Origin of the sequence: Mannheimia sp. USDA-ARS-USMARC-1261, from assembly GCF_000521605.1 — a bacterium.
GTDB classification, from domain to species: domain Bacteria; phylum Pseudomonadota; class Gammaproteobacteria; order Enterobacterales; family Pasteurellaceae; genus Mannheimia; species Mannheimia indoligenes.
The window spans coordinates 1,374,853-1,396,147 of sequence record NZ_CP006942.1 but is presented as its reverse complement, the minus strand read 5'-3'; the positions used below and the strand labels follow the sequence as shown (position 1 = coordinate 1,396,147).

At 39.8% G+C, this 21,295-nt stretch carries 11 protein-coding genes; 8 read left to right on the top strand and 3 right to left on the bottom strand.

What is annotated here, in order from left to right; genetic code table 11:
* Positions 1-138: 138 nt before the first annotated feature.
* Entirely contained in the window at positions 139-996 is an 858-nt protein-coding gene (gene araC / locus X781_RS06720; protein WP_025236124.1) for an arabinose operon transcriptional regulator AraC, read from the bottom strand.
* A gap of 233 nt (positions 997-1,229) precedes the next feature.
* Here araC and mukF point away from each other — a divergent pair, with 233 nt between their 5' ends.
* The 5 genes from mukF (at position 1,230) to X781_RS11815 (ending at position 13,970) form a co-directional block, all read left to right on the top strand.
* Positions 1,230-2,573, top strand: coding sequence for a chromosome partition protein MukF (gene mukF, locus X781_RS06715; protein ID WP_025236123.1), 1,344 nt, complete (start codon positions 1,230-1,232; stop codon positions 2,571-2,573).
* 60 nt (positions 2,574-2,633) lie between these two features.
* On the top strand, positions 2,634-3,356 hold the full coding sequence (gene mukE / locus X781_RS06710) for a chromosome partition protein MukE (protein WP_025236122.1): 723 nt from the start codon (positions 2,634-2,636) through the stop codon (positions 3,354-3,356).
* Between the two features lie 39 nt (positions 3,357-3,395).
* Positions 3,396-7,841, top strand: coding sequence for a chromosome partition protein MukB (gene mukB / locus X781_RS06705; RefSeq protein WP_235068814.1), 4,446 nt, complete (start codon positions 3,396-3,398; stop codon positions 7,839-7,841).
* Positions 7,842-7,923: 82 nt separating this feature from the next.
* The gene (locus X781_RS06700) at positions 7,924-9,099 is read left to right on the top strand and encodes a sugar transporter (protein ID WP_025236120.1); all 1,176 of its coding nucleotides are present in this window, start codon (positions 7,924-7,926) and stop codon (positions 9,097-9,099) included.
* 206 nt (positions 9,100-9,305) lie between these two features.
* Complete coding sequence (locus X781_RS11815; RefSeq protein WP_025236119.1) at positions 9,306-13,970, top strand: YadA-like family protein; 4,665 nt, start codon at positions 9,306-9,308, stop codon at positions 13,968-13,970.
* A gap of 91 nt (positions 13,971-14,061) precedes the next feature.
* On the opposite strand, the gene X781_RS06690 is transcribed toward X781_RS11815, so the two are convergent.
* Both X781_RS06690 and X781_RS06685 read right to left on the bottom strand, forming a co-directional pair.
* Complete coding sequence (locus tag X781_RS06690) at positions 14,062-15,798, bottom strand: DUF3413 domain-containing protein (protein WP_025236118.1); 1,737 nt, start codon at positions 15,796-15,798, stop codon at positions 14,062-14,064.
* Positions 15,799-15,803: 5 nt separating this feature from the next.
* On the bottom strand, positions 15,804-16,025 hold the full coding sequence (locus X781_RS06685) for a YejL family protein (protein WP_025236117.1): 222 nt from the start codon (positions 16,023-16,025) through the stop codon (positions 15,804-15,806).
* 238 nt (positions 16,026-16,263) lie between these two features.
* On the opposite strand from X781_RS06685, the gene X781_RS06680 reads away from it, so the two are divergent.
* The 3 genes from X781_RS06680 to X781_RS06670 are packed head-to-tail and all read left to right on the top strand — an operon-like array spanning position 16,264 to position 21,251.
* Positions 16,264-16,836: a TetR/AcrR family transcriptional regulator gene (locus tag X781_RS06680; RefSeq protein ID WP_025236116.1), complete on the top strand. Its 573-nt coding sequence runs from the start codon at positions 16,264-16,266 to the stop codon at positions 16,834-16,836.
* A 30-nt stretch (positions 16,837-16,866) separates the two neighbouring features.
* The gene (locus X781_RS06675; RefSeq protein WP_025236115.1) at positions 16,867-18,072 is read left to right on the top strand and encodes an efflux RND transporter periplasmic adaptor subunit; all 1,206 of its coding nucleotides are present in this window, start codon (positions 16,867-16,869) and stop codon (positions 18,070-18,072) included.
* An 11-nt stretch (positions 18,073-18,083) separates the two neighbouring features.
* Entirely contained in the window at positions 18,084-21,251 is a 3,168-nt protein-coding gene (locus X781_RS06670; RefSeq protein ID WP_025236114.1) for an efflux RND transporter permease subunit, read from the top strand.
* The last annotated feature ends 44 nt before the right edge of the window (positions 21,252-21,295 follow it).

The following is a 21,295-nucleotide window of genomic DNA, read 5'->3' as shown; positions in this document are numbered from 1 at the left end:
TAGCAGGTTATCTTTACTTTAATAGAAACAGCACTATTAAAGCTGTCTTAATCTTATGCTTTAAGTGGAGGAGAGAACAGGTAAATTTTTGTTATTGATATGGAAAATTCTGCTACGAAAAGCGAAGTGAGATCTAGATCACACTTCGTTATCTTTACGTCTTTCGATAGTTCTAAATTCAGAAGGGGATAATCCGGTGTGCTTTTTGAAGATTTTAGAAAAATACAACGGGTCTTCATAGCCCAATGATTTAGCGATATTTAATATTGAAACGTTAGAGAAATATAATAGTTTTTTTGATTCTGCAATACGCTGTAGTTCTCTCCATTGAACTAAATTAATGCCTAGAGATGCTTTAAATAAGTGAGATAGTCGAGAGGGAGATAAAAATACCTTTTCTGCTATGTATTCTACACTGTCATTCCGGGATAAATTAGACAAGATTAAATTACAAACATTAAGAATACGTTGATCAATGGCTGGTATAACCTCAATTTTCTCTGCGGAAATACACTTCATCAATAAATACTCCAATAGAGTTGTCGCCACATCTTCTTTAAAAAAGTGGCTAGATTTTAATTCAAGCTCAATTTTAGAAAAAAGCTGGCTGATTTCTTGGAAATATCGATTGTCATTAATTTTTATCCGACCAATTCCTGCTTCTTTATTAGACCAATTTAACCATTTATTCCATTTAGGATTTGGTAAAAAATAGATCCATTTATAGTGCCAATATAGGGACTCAGAATGACGTTGGTAATTTTGAATCACATTTGGAGAAAAGAGAAGAAGTTGTCCTCGATTCACATTAAACGTATTTTTTCCGTCAAAAATTGTGCCACTACCAAAAGTTGTCAGCTGTAACATATAGCCATTCATACCTTGTTTATTGACAACAGAATCAAGATAATTTCCTTTTTCGCATTGAGTCAATCCGACAGCTAGCTCAAAGTCAAAGGAGGTATTTGGCGAAAGTAGAGAGAGGTTTTTGTACATAGTTTTGAGGTTAAAATACTTTAAAATAGCGATAGATAATTTTACGCTGTAATAAAAGAAAATTGAATATTCTATAATAATTAGTAAATAAGAGAATGTTTAAAATTCATCAGTTAGTCAGTAGTTTATAAAAAACTAGCTAAAACCAAGGCTTGTATTTTACACATTCCCATTTTGCCTCCATTCAGTTACAATAGTCACCATTTTTATAAACAAATAACAGATTAAGCCGTATGCAGAACGAATTGGCACAGACTATTCCAGAACTCATTTCGTGGACGAAGGATCGTGAATTTTCTCTTTCACTCTCTTCCGACCGCCTCGCTTTCTTACTTGCGATTTCTATTTACAATCAAGAACAGACCGATGGTGAATTATTAGAAAGTGATCTTATCGATCTTTTTCGTTATGTGTCTAATGCGTTTGAGCAGTCGGATTCCACCTTTACCCAACGTGCCAATAATGCGATTAACGACTTAGTAAGGCAGCGTTTATTAAACCGTTTTACCAGCGAATTTACCGAAGGATTGGCGATTTATCGTGTCACACCGCTTGGAGTGGGGATTTCTGATTATTACGTTCGTCAGCGTGAATTTTCCAATTTACGTCTTTCCATTCAACTTTCAATTGTCGCCGATGAAATCCAACGAGCCTCGGTTGCTGCGGAAGAGGGGACGGCAGAAGCTAAAGATGAACGTTTTTGGCGGAATAATGTGTTTGCACCGTTGAAATATTCGGTGGCGGAAATTTTTGACAGCATCGATCTTTCCCAACGTATTATGGATGAAAACCAGCACCAAATTCGTGAGCGAATTGCGGAATTGTTACGCCAAAACTGGCACGAGGCGATTATGAGCTGTGAGCAGTTGTTAGATGAAACCTCAGGCAATTTGCGTGAATTGCAAGATACGTTAAATGCTGCCGGCGATAAATTACAAGCCCAATTATTACGTATTCAAAGCTGTTTAATTGCCCGTGATGATTTGGATTTTATCGACCAGCTTATTGTCAATTTACAGAATAAATTAGACCGCATTATCAGTTGGGGACAACAGGCGATAGATCTTTGGATTGGCTACGACCGCCACGTTCATAAATTTATCCGTACCGCCATAGATATGGATAAAAACCGTGTATTCGGTCAGCGTTTACGCCAATCTATTCAAGATTACTATAATTCTCCTTGGTTGCTTTATACCGCAAAAGCAGAGCCTTTATTAGATCTGCGTGATGATGAAGCGATGCTCAATGAGGCAGAATCAGTTGGCGAATTGCCAAGTGAATTGGAATATGAATCGCTGTCTGATGTGCAAGAACAAATTATTGCTACGATGCAAGCTCATCTTGCGCCTTATCGTGCGGAAGGCAAGCCGATTGATTTAGGGGCAATTTTGCGTGATCAGCTCGCAATGTTCCCAGAATCCCGCCATTTTGATGTAGCAAGAATTATTGTGGATCAGGCGGTAAAACTCGGTATGGCAAGCCAAGACAACCAAGCCGTTTATCCGCAGTGGCAAGCCATTAATGATCGTGGTGCCGAAGTACAGGCAAATGTGATCGATCAATATAACAAATAGCCCAATACAATCAGTAACAAGCGGTCGTTTTTAGAGAAAATTTAGCAAAGAGAACACAAAATGACAGACAATATCCAAGATGTTATTTCCCCGAAATTGGCGGTAGCGATTGCCAACCCCATTTTCCCACAGCTTGACAGCCAACTGCGTGCCGGTCGTCACATCAACACAGAATCCCTTGATGAATATGCCTTTTTGATGGATTTCCAAACGGAGCTGGAAGAGTTTTACCGCCGTTACCATGTGGAATTAATTCGTGCGCCGGAAGGCTTTTTCTATTTACGTCCGAAGGCATCAACGCTCATTAACCGTGCGGCAATGTCTGAAATGGAAATGTTGGTCGGTAAAGTGTTGTGTTATCTCTATTTAAGCCCTGAACGCTTGGCTCAGCAAGGTATTTTCAGCTACGACGATGTGTATGAAGAATTGCTGAATTTGGCAGACGAGAGCAAATTATTAAAAGCGGTGAACCCACGTTCGACAGGCTCAGATTTAGACCGTGCCAAATTAATGGAAAAAGTGGGTGGTGCTTTACGCCGCTTATCTCGAATCGGCATTATTACCCGCATTGGCGAGCAAAACAGCAAAAAATTTGTGATTGCAGAAGCAGTGTTCCGCTTTGGTGCCGATGTGCGTACCGGCGATGATCCACGCGAGGCACAATTACGCTTAATTCGTGATGGTGAGGCAACCACGCCAGCATTACTTGCCGAACAAGCGGTTGAATTAGATGAAAATCTTGCAAATGATTTAGATGATACAGACGTGGCTGATGAGGAATAATCAAGAATGGAAAACATTGAATTATTAGACGAAAACCCAATGGAACAAGCAGCTACTCTTGCACCTGTTATGCCTCGCCACGAAGGTGTAAAACGCGGTAAATTCCAGTCTTTAACTTTAATTAACTGGAACGGTTTTTTTGCCCGTACTTTTGATTTAGACGAATTAGTTACTACGCTTTCGGGCGGTAACGGTGCGGGTAAATCCACTACAATGGCGGGTTTTGTTACCGCATTGATTCCGGATTTAACCTTACTTAACTTCCGTAATACCACTGAAGCCGGCTCAACCTCAGGCTCTCGTGATAAAGGTTTATATGGTAAATTAAAAGCCGGTGTCTGTTATGCAGTGTTGGAATCACTGAACTCTCGTGGTCAGCGAATTATTACCGGCGTGCGTTTACAGCAAATTGTGGGGCGTGATAAAAAAGTGGATATCCGCTCGTTCTCGGTGCAAAACATTCCTGCAGATCAAAGCATTATCAGCCTTTTAACCGAACAACTAGGTGAAAAAGCCCGTGTGCTGCCGTTAAATGAATTAAAAGATAAATTTGAAGGCACAGAGGTTCAATTTAAGCAATATCACTCCATTACCGATTACCACAGCTTTATGTTCGACTTAGGCGTGATTCCAAAACGTTTACGTTCAGCGGCTGATCGCAGTAAATTCTATAAATTAATTGAGGCATCACTTTACGGCGGTATTTCCAGCGTGATTACCAAATCGCTGCGTGATTACTTATTGCCGGAAAATACAGGCGTTCGCCAAGCGTTCCAAGATATGGAATCGGCTTTGCGTGAAAACCGTATGACGTTAGAGGCGATCAAAGTGACCCAATCTGATCGTGATATGTTCAAACGCTTGATTACCGAATCGACCAATTATGTATCGGCAGATTATATGCGTAATGCCAACGAACGCCGTGGTAATGTGTTACAAGCGTTAGAGCAACGTAAAGAGTGGTATGCAGCAAAATCAAAAATTTTGCTTGAGCAGCAACGCTTTGTGGAATTTAGCCGTGAAACCGCAGACATCTCTGAAACCGAAAATGCGTTAGAGGCGGAATATAATAGTGCGAACGATCATCTTAATTTAGTGATGAACGCACTACGCCATCAAGAAAAAATCGAACGCTATCAAGATGAAGTGGAAGAGCTGAATATCAAGCTGGAAGAACAACAAGAGGCATTGGAAGAAATTGCTGATTTGGCGGAAAACGCTCAGGCGAGAGCTGATCAGGCTGACGAGCACGTTGAAGAACTTCGTTCGCAAATGGCGGATTACCAACAAGCCTTAGATGCTCAACAAACCCGAGCGTTGCAATATCAACAAGCGATTAATGCGTTAGAAAAAGCGAAACAATTAACCGGCTTGGCAAATTTGGACTTAAATAACATTGAAGATTATCACGCCGAATTTGAAGCTCAAGCAGAGGATCTGACCGATAAAGTATTCGATCTTGAACAGCGTTTAGCCGTATCGGATATGGCGAAAACCCAGTTTGAGAAAGCCTTTGAATTAGTTTGCAAAATTTCAGGGGAAATTGACCGCTCGCAAGCGTGGGAAGAGGCTCGTTCGCTGCTTTCCGCTTTCCCTGAGCAAAAAATGCAAGCTCAACAAGCGGTGGCATTACGCCAAAAACTCAATGAATTAGAGCATCGCTTACATCAACAACAAAATGCCGAACGTTTGTTGGCGGAATTTAACCAAAAAGCTCAACTTTCTTTAAATTCAGGCGAAGAGCTTGAGCAATATTTTGAAGAGCAACAAGCACGTTTAGAAGATTTAGAGGCGGAATTATCTGATTTCGTTGAGCAACGTTCAACCCAACGCCAACAGCGTGAACAACTGAACCAACAATATCAGCAATTAGCGAAAAATGCCCCGGCGTGGCACACGGCACAATCGGCATTGGCTCGTTTGGAAGAACAGTGTGGTGAGAAATTTGAAGCCAGCCAAGCCGTAATGCAGTTTATGCAAAATATGCTGAGCAAAGAGCGTGAGGCAACCCTTGAGCGTGATGAATTAGCCCGTAAAGAGCAGCGTTTAGAGGCAAAAATTACCCGTTTAAGCCAACCGGATGGCTCGGAAGATGCCCGCTTAAACCAATTAGCTGAGCGTTTTGGCGGTGTGTTGCTGTCTGAATTATATGATGATGTGTCGATTGAAGATGCACCTTATTTCTCCGCCTTATATGGCGAGGCTCGCCACGCTATTGTGGTACGTGATTTAGAGGTGGTAAAAGCTCAATTAGATAAATTAGATGATTGCCCGAGCGATCTCTATTTAATTGAAGGCGACCCATCTGCCTTTGACGATGCGGTATTCAGTGCCGAAGAGTTAAGCGAAGGAGTGGTGGTTAAAGTTTCAGAGCGTCAATGGCGTTACTCGAAATTCCCTGAAGTACCGTTATTTGGTCGTGCCGCTCGTGAAAAACATTTAGAAACCTTAAAAACTGAGCGTGATGCGATTGCCGAAAAACACGCTGAGCGTGCTTTTGATGTACAAAAATGTCAGCGTTTACATCAACATTTAAGCCAATTTGTTGGCACACATTTGAATTTAGCGTTCCAAGACAACCCAGAAACGGTAATGCAAGAGATTACTGCTGAACGTGCGGAAATTGAGCGTGAATTGGCACAATCCAGCGGGAACGAACAGCAACTTCGCCATCAGCTAGAGAGCGTAAAAGCTCAGTTGCAAATTTTAAATAAAATTCTACCGCTTGCATCACTGTTAGCGGACGAAACCTTAACTGAAAGAGCGGAAGCTTGTCGTGAACAGTTAGAAACGGCAGAAGAAGAAGAGATCTTTATTCGCCAATTCGGTTCAGCCTTAACCCAATTAGAGCCAATTGCCGCAGCCCTTAAGAGCGACCCGGCTCTATTTGAGCAACTTGAGGCAGATTACAGCCGTTCGATAGCAGAGCAAAAAGTGTTACAACAAAAAGTGTTTAGCTTAGCGGATGTGATAAATCGCCGTTTACACTTTAGCTATGAAGAAACGGTTGGCACAGAAGGCTCTGCATTAACTGAGCAACTTCGCCAACGTTTGGAAAATGCTCAACGTGAACGTGAACAGGCTCGTGATCAGCTACGCCAAGCTCAAGCTCAGTTATCGCAATACAACCAAGTTCTTACCGGCTTGCGTAGCTCGTATGATGCGAAAAACCAAATGCTACAAGAGTTAATTCGTGAAATTGATGATTTAGGTGTGCGTGGCGACAGCGGGGCGGAAGAGCGTGCAAGATCTCGCCGTGATGAATTGCAACAACGCCTAAGCCAACAACGTTCCCGCAAAGGCTATTTGGATAAACAAATCGCAGTGATTGAGGCTGAAATGGACAACCTCAACCGCACATTACGCAAAGCCGAGCGTGACTATAAAGCACAACGTGAATTAGTGGTACAGGCAAAAGCGAGTTGGTGTATTGTTCAGCGTTTATCTCGCAACAGTGATGTGGAAAAACGCCTCAATCGCCGTGAATTAGCTTATCAATCAGCGGAAGAGTTACGTTCTATTTCCGATAAAGCCTTAGGTGCATTGCGTACAGCGGTGGCGGATAATGAATACTTGCGTGATAGCTTGCGAGCTTCGGAAGATAGCCGTAAGCCGGAAAATAAAGTGGCGTTCTTTATTGCGGTTTACCAACATCTGCGTGAGCGTATTCGTCAGGATATTATCAAAACAGATGATCCGATTGATGCAATTGAGCAGATGGAAATCGAGCTTTCTCGCTTAACGAATGAGCTAACCGGTCGTGAGAAAAAATTAGCGATCAGTGCGGAATCAGTGGCGAATATTTTACGCAAAACGATTCAACGTGAGCAAAATCGGATTCTTCAACTGAACCAAGGGCTACAAAATATCGCTTTCGGTCAGGTGAAGGGGGTACGTTTGGTAGTGAATATTCGTGATACGTACGCTATTTTACTTAATGCGTTATCTAATAATCGTGAAGAGCATAAAGACTTGTTTGACAGCCAAAAACTCAGCTTCTCAGAGGCGCTGGCAATGCTTTATAAACGTGTGAATCCGCATATCGAAATGGGGCAGCGTACACCGCAAACTATTGGCGAAGAGTTGTTGGATTACCGCAACTACCTCGATTTAGAAGTGGAAACTTTCCGTGGTGCAGACGGCTGGATGCGTGCTGAAAGTAGTGCGTTATCTACCGGTGAGGCAATCGGTACAGGTATGTCGATTCTCTTAATGGTGGTGCAAAGCTGGGAAGAAGAAGCTCGCCGTATGCGTGCGAAAGATATTCTGCCGGCTCGCTTGCTCTTCTTAGATGAGGCCGCTCGTTTAGATGCAACTTCCATCAACACACTCTTTGAATTGTGTGAGCGTTTGGATATGCAGTTATTAATTGCCGCACCTGAAAACATCAGCCCTGAACGTGGTACAACTTATAAATTGGTGCGTAAGATCGCTAATAACCAAGAGTATGTTCACGTAGTGGGCTTAAAAGGTTTCGCTAAGTAAAACTTAGAAAGCGATTCTTATTTTTCATACACCCAAAAGCTCTTTCAGCTTTTGGGTTTTTACTTTTCTCGGATTTTTGTATATGAAACTTGCTCGAAAAGCTCAACGGAAATTATCTTTCCTAAGAGTATTTACCCTCGCCTTTGCGGCATTTATTGTTATTACAACAGAATTTATCCCTATTGCCTTGCTGTCAGATATCGCTGCGAGTTTTCAAATGGAAACCTCTAGTACAGGTATTATGATTACGGTATATGCTTGGGTGGTATTTGGATTATCTTTGCCATTGATGTTGCTGACAGCAAAAATGGAAAGAAAAAAATTACTTATCCTGCTTTTTAGCCTCTTTATTCTTAGCCATATTTTGTCGGTTGTTGCGTGGAATTTCTGGGTGTTATTAATTTCACGTATTATTATTGCGGTGTCTCACGCGATTTTTTGGTCGATTACCGCCTCATTGGTTGTTCGAGTTGCTCCAAAAGATAAGAAAAGACAAGCTTTGGCTATGTTAGCTCTAGGCAGTTCACTTGCAATGATTTTAGGATTACCACTTGGACGAATGATCGGGCAAGCCTTAGGTTGGCGGGCGACTTTTAGCATCATTGGGGTTATTGCTTTTATTGTGGTAATAATGCTCTGGCGATTGTTGCCTTATTTACCAAGTAAAAATGCAGGCTCAATAAAAAGTTTGCCGATTTTATTTAAACGTCCATTTCTGGTTGGCATTTTCTTGCTAGTTATACTGATTGTTTCCGGGCATTTTACGGCTTATAGCTATATTGAGCCATTTATGGTTCAAATCAGTGCAATCAGCCCGAAAACGACCACATTGATTTTATTAGTGTTTGGTGTAGCCGGTATTACAGCCAGTTTCTTATTTGGTAAACTATACGGTAAAGCCCCGAATAAATTTATTTTAAGTGGCATTAGCATTATTATGCTAAGTCAGCTTTGTTTATTGCCATTAAGTCATTCTACTATTTCAATGTTTGCCCTAGTATTTATATGGGGTATCGGTATTACAGGTATGAGTATTGCGTTACAAATGAAAGTGATCGAACTCGCACCTGATGCTACTGATGTTGCGACTGCTATATTTTCAGGAACTTACAATATGGGAATTGGAACTGGAGCATTAATAGGAAGTGTTGTAATAAATCAATTAGGTTTGTCCTATATCGGATTTTTAGGCGGTAGTTTGGTATTTATTGCAATATGTTGGTTTATTTTTATTTGTTTGGCATATAAGAAAATCTAGTATTATTATATTTTTAACATATCATTAACAAATAAATAAATAAATAAATAAATAAATAAATAAATAAATAAATAAATAAATAAATAAATAAATAAATAAATAAATAAATAAACAACATTTCTTACATATATTTACGCATAATTAATTTTAAGCGAATAGGAGTAAGGATATAATGTTGTTGGATTATCAAAATTTGAGGCTTAATAATGAATAGAATATTCAAAGTAAAATGGAATAGTTATCTTCAAACTTTTATTGTTTGTTCTGAATTGGCTAAAACACACTTCTCTATATCTTCTTCATCTAAACCTAAGCGTAAAAAAATAGCAGCATATTCGGATAAAAGCAAAGTATTTACTTTATCTGCATTGCTATTAGGGCTATTTAGCCTAAATAATGCAATGGCTTATAAGATAAATGATGATGGTACTACTAATAATAACTCAACTAGTGTTGCAATTGGCAGTTCTAAGGCTAATCCTGCTTCAGCAGTAGAAAAGTCGATTGCAATTGGTCCAAATGCCGAAGCCCATAATCTTAATTCTGGCGGTATGGCTCGTGGGGCTGTTGCAATTGGTAAAGGTGCATTAACTAGAGTTTCGGGTGCAATTGCTATTGGTGATGGTGCTTATAGCCACGGTGATTCTGCTGTAGCTATTGGTGTAGATGCTAATACGACAGGTGTTTACACTATGGCAATTGGCACAAAAGCCACAAGTTTGAATGGACAAGCGATAGGGGCAAAATCCAATGCTGGATATTATGCAGTAGCAGTTGGATTAGAGGCAAACGCATCAGGTACTCATTCTGTGGCAGTAGGTAAAGCGGCTAAAGCTGAAGACCATTATTCTATTGCTATGGGGTGGGATGCTCTTTCAAATAGCATGAACTCCCTTGCATTAGGGGTACTCTCTAAGGCAACAAATAAGGGTGCTATTGCCATTGGTAGAGACAGCAAATCGGGAGGTTCTGCTGCAATGGCATTAGGATATGCTAGTGAAGCGAGCGGGGATGGCTCAATTGCTCAAGGTTATTTTGCAAAAGCAATGGGTTCTTCAAGTGTTGCACTTAGTTCTAACGCTAATGCAAGTGGGCAGCATTCAGTTGCTTTAGGGAGTGGTGCTAATGCTTTAGCTTATAACAGTTATGCTATTGGCGTTAATACAAAATCCTTGGCAGGCAGCTCACTTGCGGTAGGAACAAATGCCAATGCTAGTGCGAGCAATGCGTTAGCTTTAGGCACAAATACCAATGCTAGTGCAGACAGTGCTTTAGCTCTAAGCACGAGTGCTAATGCAAATGGAACTAGGTCAGTTGCTTTGGGGTATAACACAAAAGCATCAGAAAGTCAGGCAGTTGCCATTGGTGTTGGTGCAAATGCAAGTGCAAATGATGCGTTAGCTTTTGGCACAAATGCTAATGCTACGATTGGAAGTTCGGTTGCACTTGGTACGAATTCAGTTACAACAGATACGCTAACCCAAGCCTCTGCAGGAACAACCTCTTATGCATCAGGACAAGTTTCAAATATTACTTATAAAAGTTTTGCAGGTGCTAAACCTATTTCAGTTTTATCAGTAGGAAATGTTGGCAAAGAACGCCGTATTCAAAATGTAGCAGCAGGTTTAATTGCAGAAAAATCAACAGATGCAATTAATGGTTCGCAGTTATATTTTACTCAAAACGCATTAGGTAATGTTGGAAATTCTGTTGTAACTAATTTGGGCGGCAATGCTAAAATGAATCAAGACGGTAACATTACATTTACTAATATTGGTGGAACAGGTAAAGACACTATTCACGAAGCTATTCAATTTGCAACTACGGCAGTAAAAAGTGGCAAAAATACGAAAGTTGATCAAACACCGAATAAAAATGAATATACTGTTAATGCGTGGGATACTACTGTATCAGCTCAAAATAATGGTGGTTTAACCTTAACGCCTGCTATTGATGATACCAATATGACTCGTGCTTATGCATTGTCTATCAATACAGATAATAAAACTATTCAGATTAATAAAGAAGGAAAACTCGAAGTTATTAATAGTAATGATGCCGTTGTTCAACCAGAGAATTACTTCCACGTTAATACAGGCGATGCCACTCAATCAGCAGGTGATGCAACAACAAATAAAGGAACAGTTGATGCAAAAGGTGGGGCAAGTGCAAAAAATGCGTTAGCAGCAGGTGTGAATGCTAAAGCGAAAGGGGAAAATGCTATCGCAATAGGTTTAGATTCAACCGCAGAGAAACTATCTTCTATTGCTATTGGTAAGAAAAGTAATGCGGTAGGCAGCGAATCTGTTGCAGTCGGTTTAGAGGCTAAAAGTGATGGTTGGCGTACGGTTGCAATAGGTTATCAAGCAGAAACAACTGTAGAATCTGCGAATGCTATCGGTAATCAAGCAAAAGCAACCAATTGGGGAGCGACAGCATTAGGGACTATTGCTAAAGCAGTGGGTACAAATTCATCAGCATTAGGGAATAATGCTCACGCAAATGGTGCTTTTGGTACTGCTGTTGGTACATCATCAGTGGCATCAGGTGCATATTCTACTGCTTTAGGTACGCTTTCTAATGCGGTGGCGTATGGCACTATTGGTACAGGATTACATTCGTATGCAGGTAAAAAAGATGCGATAGCAACAGGTTCTTATAGCGTAGCAAGTGGATTATCTTCAATTGCAACTGGGGCTAAAGCTGGTGCTTATGGTAACTTAAGTATGGCAATGGGTAGTGATGCAAAAGCAGATGATGATCAGTCTATTGCTGTGGGAGCGAATAGCCGTGCGATTTCAGCTTATTCTATGGCAATGGGTTCTAATGCTTTAACAATGGCTGAAGGAGCATTAGCATTAGGGCATGATGCTTTTGTAGGAAGTAGCCTAGAGTTAGAGGAAGCGACACTAGATTATTTCACTAAGCTAGATGAATATTATAGCAATGAACGCGTATTAGCTCATACTTCACCTTCAGCAAGCACCTATAATGATCTTAAAGCGAAATCAACTACCTTAGCAGCAGAATTAGCAGTTCTGAAAGAGAAATATACGCAAGCAGCTTCAGCATCTGAAACAGAAAATGCAGTGGCGATTGGGGCATATTCACAAGCTATGCACAAAGAGGCTCTAGCATTGGGTTCATATTCCACTACAGAAGCCCCACTTGCTGCTATACCTGCAACAGTAAATGGTATTACTTATTCAGACTTTGCTGGTAACAATCCATTAGCAACGGTAAGTGTAGGTTCAAAAGACAAAGAGCGTAAAATTATTAATGTGGCGGCAGGTCGAATAGCTAAAGACAGTACAGATGCAATTAATGGTTCGCAGTTATATCTTACCCAACACGCATTAGGTAATGTTGGAAATTCTGTTGTAACTAATTTTGGCGGCAATGCTAAAATGAATCAAGACGGTAACATTACATTCACTAATATTGGTGGAACAGGTAAAAATACTATTCACGAAGCCATTCAATTTGCGACTACGGCAGTAAAAAGTGGCAAAAATACGAAAGTTGATCAAACACCGAATAAAAATGAATATACCGTTAATGCGTGGGATACTACCGTATCAGCTCAAAATAATAGCGGCTTAACCTTAACGCCTACTATTGATGTTACTAATATGACACGTGCTTATGCGTTGTCTATCAATACTGATAATGAGACGATTAAGGTAGAAAATGGTACATTGGTTGTTAAAAAAGAAGCAATAGATAGTAATACTATTACTGAAGTTGCTCAAGGAGATAATATTGTAGTAAGTGGTGGCAATGAAGTTAATGGTAAGAGAGTTTATACAGTAGCTGTTGCAAAAGATGTGGATTTGAATACTATTAAGGTAAACAAAGCACTAAATGTAGGAAATGTTACTATTAATCAAGCTGGTATTAATGCAGGTAATCAGAAAGTAACAGGCGTGGCAGATGGTGATATTTCCGCCCAGAGTAAGGATGCTGTAAATGGTAGTCAATTACATAAAGTGATTAATGATTTTAATACAAATGTGGCGGCTTCAAAAACAGAAGTGAAAGCTGGCACGAATGTTACCTCTGTTACTTCAACAGCAGGTGGCAATGGACAATCCGTTTACACAGTAAATGCAGATGGTGCTTCTGTAAGTGCAGGTTCTGATGCAATAACTGTAGCGAAAGGTGTTAAAGATGCAAATAATGTTACTAATTATTCTGTAGATTTAGCTGAAAAAACAAAAGCAGACGTTCAAAAAGGCGTAGATGCTCATACAACAGTTACAAATAAAGGCTTAACTTTTGCAGGTGATAGTGGTTCAACTGAAGCGAAAAAATTAGGAAGCACAGTAAAAGTTAAGGGTGATCGTAACATTACAACATTAGCTTCAAGTGATACGGTTAATGTGAAATTGAATGAGGATATTTCTGTTAAGAGTGTGAAAGCAGGTAATACTTTGGTAAATAATGATGGAGTAACTGTTCATAATAAAGCAACAGGAAAATCGGTGAGATTAACTTCAAATGGGCTGAATAATGGTGGTCATAGAGTTACTCACATTGCTGATGGTCGAGAAGATACAGATGCAGTTAATGTTCGTCAATTAAAACAAGTGGACAATAACGTTCGTCATTTAGATGCAAAAGTGAATCGCGTGGATCATAAATTGCGAGCGGGTATTGCTCAAGCTGGTGCTATGGCAAATATTCCACAAGTTACTAGAAGTGGTGCAAGTGGTGTAGGTGTCGGGGTTGCTAATTATCGTGGCGAAAGTGCGGTATCTGTCGGTTATTCGAGATTATCGGATAATGGTAAACACATTATTAAAGGAAGCGTATCGGTTGATTCCAGTGGTTTTGGTATGGCTGGGGCTGGCTATATGTATCAGTGGTAATCTAATTGATCCCTAGACTTTAAGAATACAAGCGGTCATATTTTCTGAAAAATTTGCAAAAATTAAAGAAAATATGACCGCTTGTTTATTTTTATTTCTCAATAAACTGATTGCTTTGCTGAATCATTTGCAAGAACAAAGCAAGCGGTGGGCGAGTGTCTTTCTCTATTTCTCCATTTGCATTGAAATGTTTGAAATTCCCTTTGCGATCAATATGGTATTGCTCGCCATTCGGCATTACTGCCACATTCCATTTATGGTTAGAGCTAGAGACCCACAGGCGTTGGCTCTGGGTACTTAAATCAATACCTTGTGCATAATCGCTAAGCGGATTTTGCACTTTAAAGAAGCCACTTAATAACGTTGGCATAATATCTAAATGGCTTGAGAGGAAATTGTACTCTTTACTTTCGCCTTGCCAATAAAATAGCATTGGAACTTGAATGTGTTTCTTCGCAAACGGATTTTCATCGGTTGAGTCATTGTTGGTAGTATCAGAAGTAATCATAACCAACGTATTACCTAATAATGCATTTTGCGTTAAGTGTTGCCAAATTTCAGCGAATTGCAGATCGAATAGTTTTTGTTGATCTTGACTAGATGCAGCTGATGGCACACTTAAATCCAAATAACTAAAAAACGGATTATCCAGCGAACGACTGCTAATCCAACTTTTCCATTGTGAAATTGCCCCAACATTGCTATGTGCTGTAGGTAATAAAATACCAGAGAAAATAGCTTGATGATAAATCGGATCAGCAAATCCGTTATGGGAGAAAAGCCCTAGCTGATAATTCGATTTTTTGAAAACTTGAATTAATGGTGAAACGGTTTTATCCGCCAATACAGAATCTAAATATTTCCCACTTAAACTATAAAATAACCCTAACGCACCTGCTGAATGGTTATCGCCACTGCTATAGTGGTTCATAAAGCGATAAGAGTGCTGACTGACTTCGGAGAGATAAGGCATATTTTCAGCATTAATCATCTCTTTAGCCAAACCTGAGAGATTAATTAATAAAATATTTGTATTTGATTGCTGAGTTGGGACTAAAGAAGCCTTAGGATAATTTAAGAAAAAGGTATCTAAACGCCCGCTTTCTTCAATTTCTTGATCTAATTCCGCTCTATCAATAAATCCGTGTTTTTCTAAAAAGTTACGAGCGGTCATCGGGTGAGACAACGGATAATTCGCTTTTTGGGCGGTAATCGGGCGATAAGCATTCATATCAGCCCACGCATAGATTAAATGGGTGGCAGTAAAGCTTACTAAGAAAAATAACGCAACATATTTTCCCCATTTTTGGCGACTGAAGCTACGCAGCTTCTGCCAACACCAACGAGAGTAAATCATTTCTGCTAATAAAATCAGTGGCATTGGCACAAATAATAGTTGCCATTTTCGGGTAAGTTCACCTTCTTCGGGATTGACTAATAAATCCCATACAAGCGGTGATAAATGCAAAGAAAATTGCTTAAAGACTTCAGTATCAACTAATAAAACAGTTTGCCCGATTGTGGCAAGAATAACCGAAAGTCCTCGATAGGTACGGTCATTTTTAATGATGAAACTGAGTGGAAACAAAATTAGTAGAAAAGCCGCAAAAACAACAAAACTGAAATGCCCAAATAAGCTGACAAAAAAGTAAAGTTTGCCGACAAGAGTATTTGGCCAGTCTGCATTGAATGCATAACGAGACGAAATGAGTAACGCTAACACAATATTAAATAGTGCAAACCAGTGTCCCCACGTTATTTTCTGTGAGGTGGCGTCCCGATATTGGCGGGAGTTTGCCGGCAATAAAGCGTGTAGGCGTTTAAACATAATTGTTATTTAGCTTTTAATGATTGTTTTAGTGCGTCTGCAAAAGCTTCTGCAAGAGCTTCACGCTGCGAGGGGTTTTGAATATTTTCGCTTAAAATATTCGTTACCATATTACCTAATGCCATTAAAGATAAATCAACGGGAGCTTTGTGCTTTTCAATAGTTACAATAAGATCGGCTAATAATGCATCAAATTGCTTTGTATGATATTTAGATTTTGTTGCCATAAATAGATAAAAGATATATTAAAGATATATTTCAATAGTAGCATAAAAATAGGCAGAAAGTAGTATTCAGACTTATTGTTTGGCTGATTTTTGCAAAGTTTTGACGAAATCCGACCGCTTGTTCAAAAAAATTTAATTTTTTCAATGAATTTATTCATCATTTTTATGATTTTTCTGCTTTCTTTTTTCCTAAAAATGGCTAAAATGAACGACCGTTCATTATAGGCTAGGAGATCAAATGTCTAGGCGGATCGAGCCAAAAGAAGAGATGGTAAATCGTATCTTATCAGCCACTGAAAAGCTAATCGTAGATGAGGGTTTACAAAACCTTTCAATGCGTAATATTGCCAAAGAAGCAGGTATTGCTTCGGGTACATTGTATCTTTACTTTAAAACAAAAGATGATTTATTGCACGGGTTAGCAACTCAATTGCTTGAATGTTATAACAATTACTTGTCTTTTGAGTTTATCTCTGAAATGGAGTTATTTCAGCAATATCAAGCATTGATGCAAAAGAAATGGCAGTTTTTAACAGAACGATTGGAGTTGGTAAAACAATTTCAGGCAGTTGTTGGAATTGATGAGCTAATTCGGGAAACCATTGCAGATGAAAATTCATTTTGGAATAAGTTAATTTTTGAAGGTAAGAAGCAAAAAATAATTGTAGATTTACCAAATGAATTACTCTATGCGTTAAGTATTGGTACATTGGTAGATATTAAGTATCTACAAAAGCTCAATCAAGACAGTAATTTTGAAGCATATCTTGATGAGATTATTTTACGCACTTGGAAAGCAATTACTTTTTAGGTTTATTTTTTATTTATTTACGGAGAATGTATGACAACGGAAACGCAGAAGCCGGGCAAAGGCAGAAAGTTTTTAATTGTACTCACATTGTTAATTGTATTGATTGTATTTGCTGCAATCGTAGGATTACAAAAAATCGGGGCGATGAAAAAAACAGAAGCTGCGGCAAATATGCCTGAATCTGTTAGTGAAGTAACGGCAATGCAGGTTACTACACAAGAATGGACACCCACAATTTCAGCAGTTGGTTATATTCGCCCAAATCAAGGGGCGATGTTAAGTGCTGAAACTTCAGGTGTGGTAAGCCGTGTGCTGGTTACATCAGGTCAGCGTGTGAAAAAAGGTGATCTTTTAGTTGAATTTGACAGCAGCGTCGAACTTGCTAATTTAAGAGCTTCAGAAGCCCAGCTTTCAACAGCTAAAGCCAATTTTGAACGTTATCGCAATTTGATTGCATCGAACAGTGCTTCAAAAGCAGAATTTGATAATGCTCAATCAACTTATAACCAACTATTGGCGAATATTGAGTCATTACGTTCAATTATCAAACGTCGTCAAATCTATGCCCCATTTAGTGGTGTGGCGGGTATCGTGAATGTAAATGTAGGACAATACATCACAATGGGAACTGAAATTGTGCGTGTTGAAGATCAATCTTCTATGAAAGTACGTTTTACCCTTCCACAAACTAATGTTGAGCAAGTTTCGGTTGGTCAAAAAGTAACAGCAGAGATTGATGCGTTACCTGCACAAACTTTCCCTGCTCGTATTGTGGCAATTGATCCTGCCGTTGATCGTTTAACAGGTTTAATGAATGTTGAAGCGGTGATTGAGGAAGGGCAAGAAAAATTGCTTTCAGGTATGTTTGCACGTTTAAATGTAGCGTTACCAACTCAAACAGAGCAGGTTGTTGTGCCACAAATTGCGGTAGCTTATACAATGTATGGTGAAACGGTTTATGTGTTGCAGCCTTTATCTGAGGAAGATAAAGAGAAGGTTAATAAAATGGCAGCACAAAATCCAAGTTTAGATGTAAATAAAATGTACCGTGCAAAACAAGCGGAAGTGAAAACCGCTGACCGCAGAGGTAATTATTCACAATTAGTGAAAGGCGTGAAAGCAGGTGATTTAATTGTAACGGGTGGATTACAACGTTTGAGTAATAACTCGTTAGTAAAAGTGTCTGATATTGAAGCCGTTGGTATTAGCACACCAGCAAAAAACAGCAAACTTTAATGGAGTAGTAAGTGAAATTTACTGACATCTTTATTAAACGCCCTGTTTTAGCCGTTTGTATTAGCTTACTCATTACGATTTTAGGCTTACAATCGATTGAAAAATTGCAGGTGCGTGAATATCCGGAGATGACTGTTTCTATTGTAACGGTAAGCGTGAACTATTCAGGTGCTGATGCCGGTTTAATGCAAGCTCTTGTTACCTCACAGTTAGAAGAGGCGGTCGCTCAAGCGGATAATATCGACTATATGACTTCATCAAGCTCGCCAAGTACGACAACAGTTACTGCGAAAATGAAGTTAAATACCGATCCGAATGCAGCACTTTCAGACATTTCGGCAAAAGTGAATGCGGTACGTTCTAATTTACCGAGAGGTATTGATGACCCGTCTATCAGAGTTTCGACCGGTTCTAATGATGCGTTAATGTATATTCGATTTGTGTCTGATGAATTAAATACGGCACAAGTAACCGATTACCTGAACCGTGTGGTTAAACCGCAATTCTTTACCGTAAATGGTGTTTCAAGCGTAGATGTGTATGGTTCAACTTTTGGCTTACGCATTTGGTTAGATCCGGATAAAATGGCGAGCAATAAGCTATCGGGCTCAGCGGTTTTATCGGCATTAAGTGCTAATAACTTACAAACTGCAGCCGGTAATGCTAACGGTTATTATACGGTATATAAAAACAAAGTTTTATCAACAACGCCTTCTGTTCAAGAGCTAGAACAAGTTACCGTTTCAACGACACCAGATGGTAGAACAATTAAACTCAAAGATATTGCCACCGTAGAATTAGATAAAGCTAGTGATGCTGCTCGTGCAACAGTAAGTGGCAAAGAAGCGGTGGTTTTAGCGGTTTCAGTTGCAGCTACAGCTAACTCATTGACTGTAGCAAAAGATATTTACCCAATGTTTGATCAGGTCGTGAGAAACTTACCGGATAGCATTCAAGGGGATATCGTTTATGATAAAACCATTGCAATTGATAGCTCAATCAATGAAGTTATCCGTACTATTTTAGAAGCAACCGTTATTGTATTAGTTGTGATTATCCTATTCTTAGGTTCGCTCCGTGCAATGATTGTACCCGTCATTACCATTCCGATTTCACTTATCGGGGCATTGTTCCTGCTTCAAATGTTTGGCTTCTCAATCAATCTTCTAACCTTACTTGCGTTAGTATTAGCGATTGGTTTAGTAGTAGATGATGCGATCGTAGTACTTGAAAACGTAGAACGCCACGTTAAAGAAGGTAAAACGCCATTTGATGCAGCAATTATTGGTACGCGTGAAATTGCCTTACCGGTAATTTCAATGACAATCACATTAGCAGCAGTATATTCCCCAATGGCATTAATGACAGGGGTAACAGGTACACTTTTCAAAGAGTTTGCTTTAACTCTTGCCGGTGCGGTATTTATTTCAGGAATTGCAGCTCTTACGCTTTCACCGATGATGTCTAGCCGAGTGTTAAAAGAGCATAAAGAAGGTGAAGAATCTCGTTTTGCACGCTTTGTTCATCGCTCGCTAGATAAAATGACAAGCTGCTACACCAATATGCTAAGTGCGGTAATGGCAGTTCGTGGTTTTATGCTGTTCTTTGCGGTATTGATTTTTGCAAGCCTACCGTTCTTATTTACCTCGCTTTCAAGTGAAGTTGCTCCAACAGAAGATCGCGGTTTCGTTGTAGGGATTTCGAATGGTCCATCTAACACAAATTTAGATTATACAGAAGCGGCCTTAGCTCCGTTTACTGAGGAAGTATCTAAAGTCTCTGAAGTTTCATCGGTTATGACTATCTCAGGGTTCAATGGTGGTAATAGTGCATTATCGATTATCGCATTAAAAGATTGGAATGATCGTACTCGTGAGCGTGCAGAAATTTCAAACGAAATTGCAGCTCTGGGGAAAAAAGTAGTTGCAATGGACGTAAATGCGATTGCTTTCCCTGAGATCTCAACAGGCGAAAACGGCTTACCGTTCTCACTTGTGATTACAACCGCAGACAGCTATGAAAAATTAGCAGTGGTGGCTTCCGAGTTCTTGAAAAAAGCACAGGCATCTGGGCAGTTCTTCTTTGCGAACCTAGACCTAAAATTTGACACGGCAACGATGAATATGAAATTCGACCGTGAAAAAATGGGGGCTTATGGCGTAACGATGCAGCAAGTAAGTGGTACATTAGGGGCATTCTTATCGGGTGCAATTATTACCCGTGTCGATATTGACTCTCGTGCTTATCCAATTGTATCGCAAGCAGTACGTAACGACCGTTTAAATCCTGAAGATTTAATGAACTACTATGTTACGACTGCAACTGGCGAATCTATTCCGCTAGGTTCATTTGTTACAATGGAATTAACTACCTCACCATCCTCATTACCTCGTATGAGCCAGTTAAACTCTGCGACAATTGGCGGTGTAGTATCCGGTTCTATCGGTGATGCCGTAAATTGGGCGAAAGCAGAATTAGATCGCACTTTACCTACTGGTTATCAGTACGATTTTAGAGGTGAGTCTCGTCAATTTATTCAAGAAGGTAATGCAATGGCAATGACATTTGCACTTGCGGTTGTGATTATCTATATCGTACTGGCAATTCAGTTTGAGTCTTGGCGTGATCCACTAGTAATCTTAGTTTCTGTTCCATTGGCAGTAAGTGGAGCATTACTGGTTATGAACATTCCATCAGCAATGAAAGGACTGTTTATGGGAATTGCCGCCGGCACAGGCTCTAAAGATATGATGGCATTTGCCAATAGTATTTGGACGGCAGGCTACACGCTCAACATCTACTCGCAAGTGGGCTTGATTACGCTTGTTGGCTTAATCACCAAACACGGTATCTTGATGTGTGAAGTGGCAAAAGAAGAGCAATTAAATCACGGCAAATCTCGCTATGATGCTATTGTTTATGCGGCAACCATTCGTTTACGTCCGATTATGATGACAACAGCAGCGATGATTGCGGGCTTAATTCCGCTTTTATTTGCGGTAGGTGCCGGTGCGATTGCTCGTTTCAGTATGGGAATGGTCATTGTGGCAGGTCTTGCGATTGGAACACTATTTACCCTGTTTGTACTGCCTGTGATTTACACCTTCTTAGGTCAGGAGCACAAACCTTTACGTGAATTTGATGAGGAAAAATATTTTCCAACCACAAAAGAAGCGTAAAACTTAATACAAAGGAAGGACGTAGCAATATGTCCTTTTGGTTA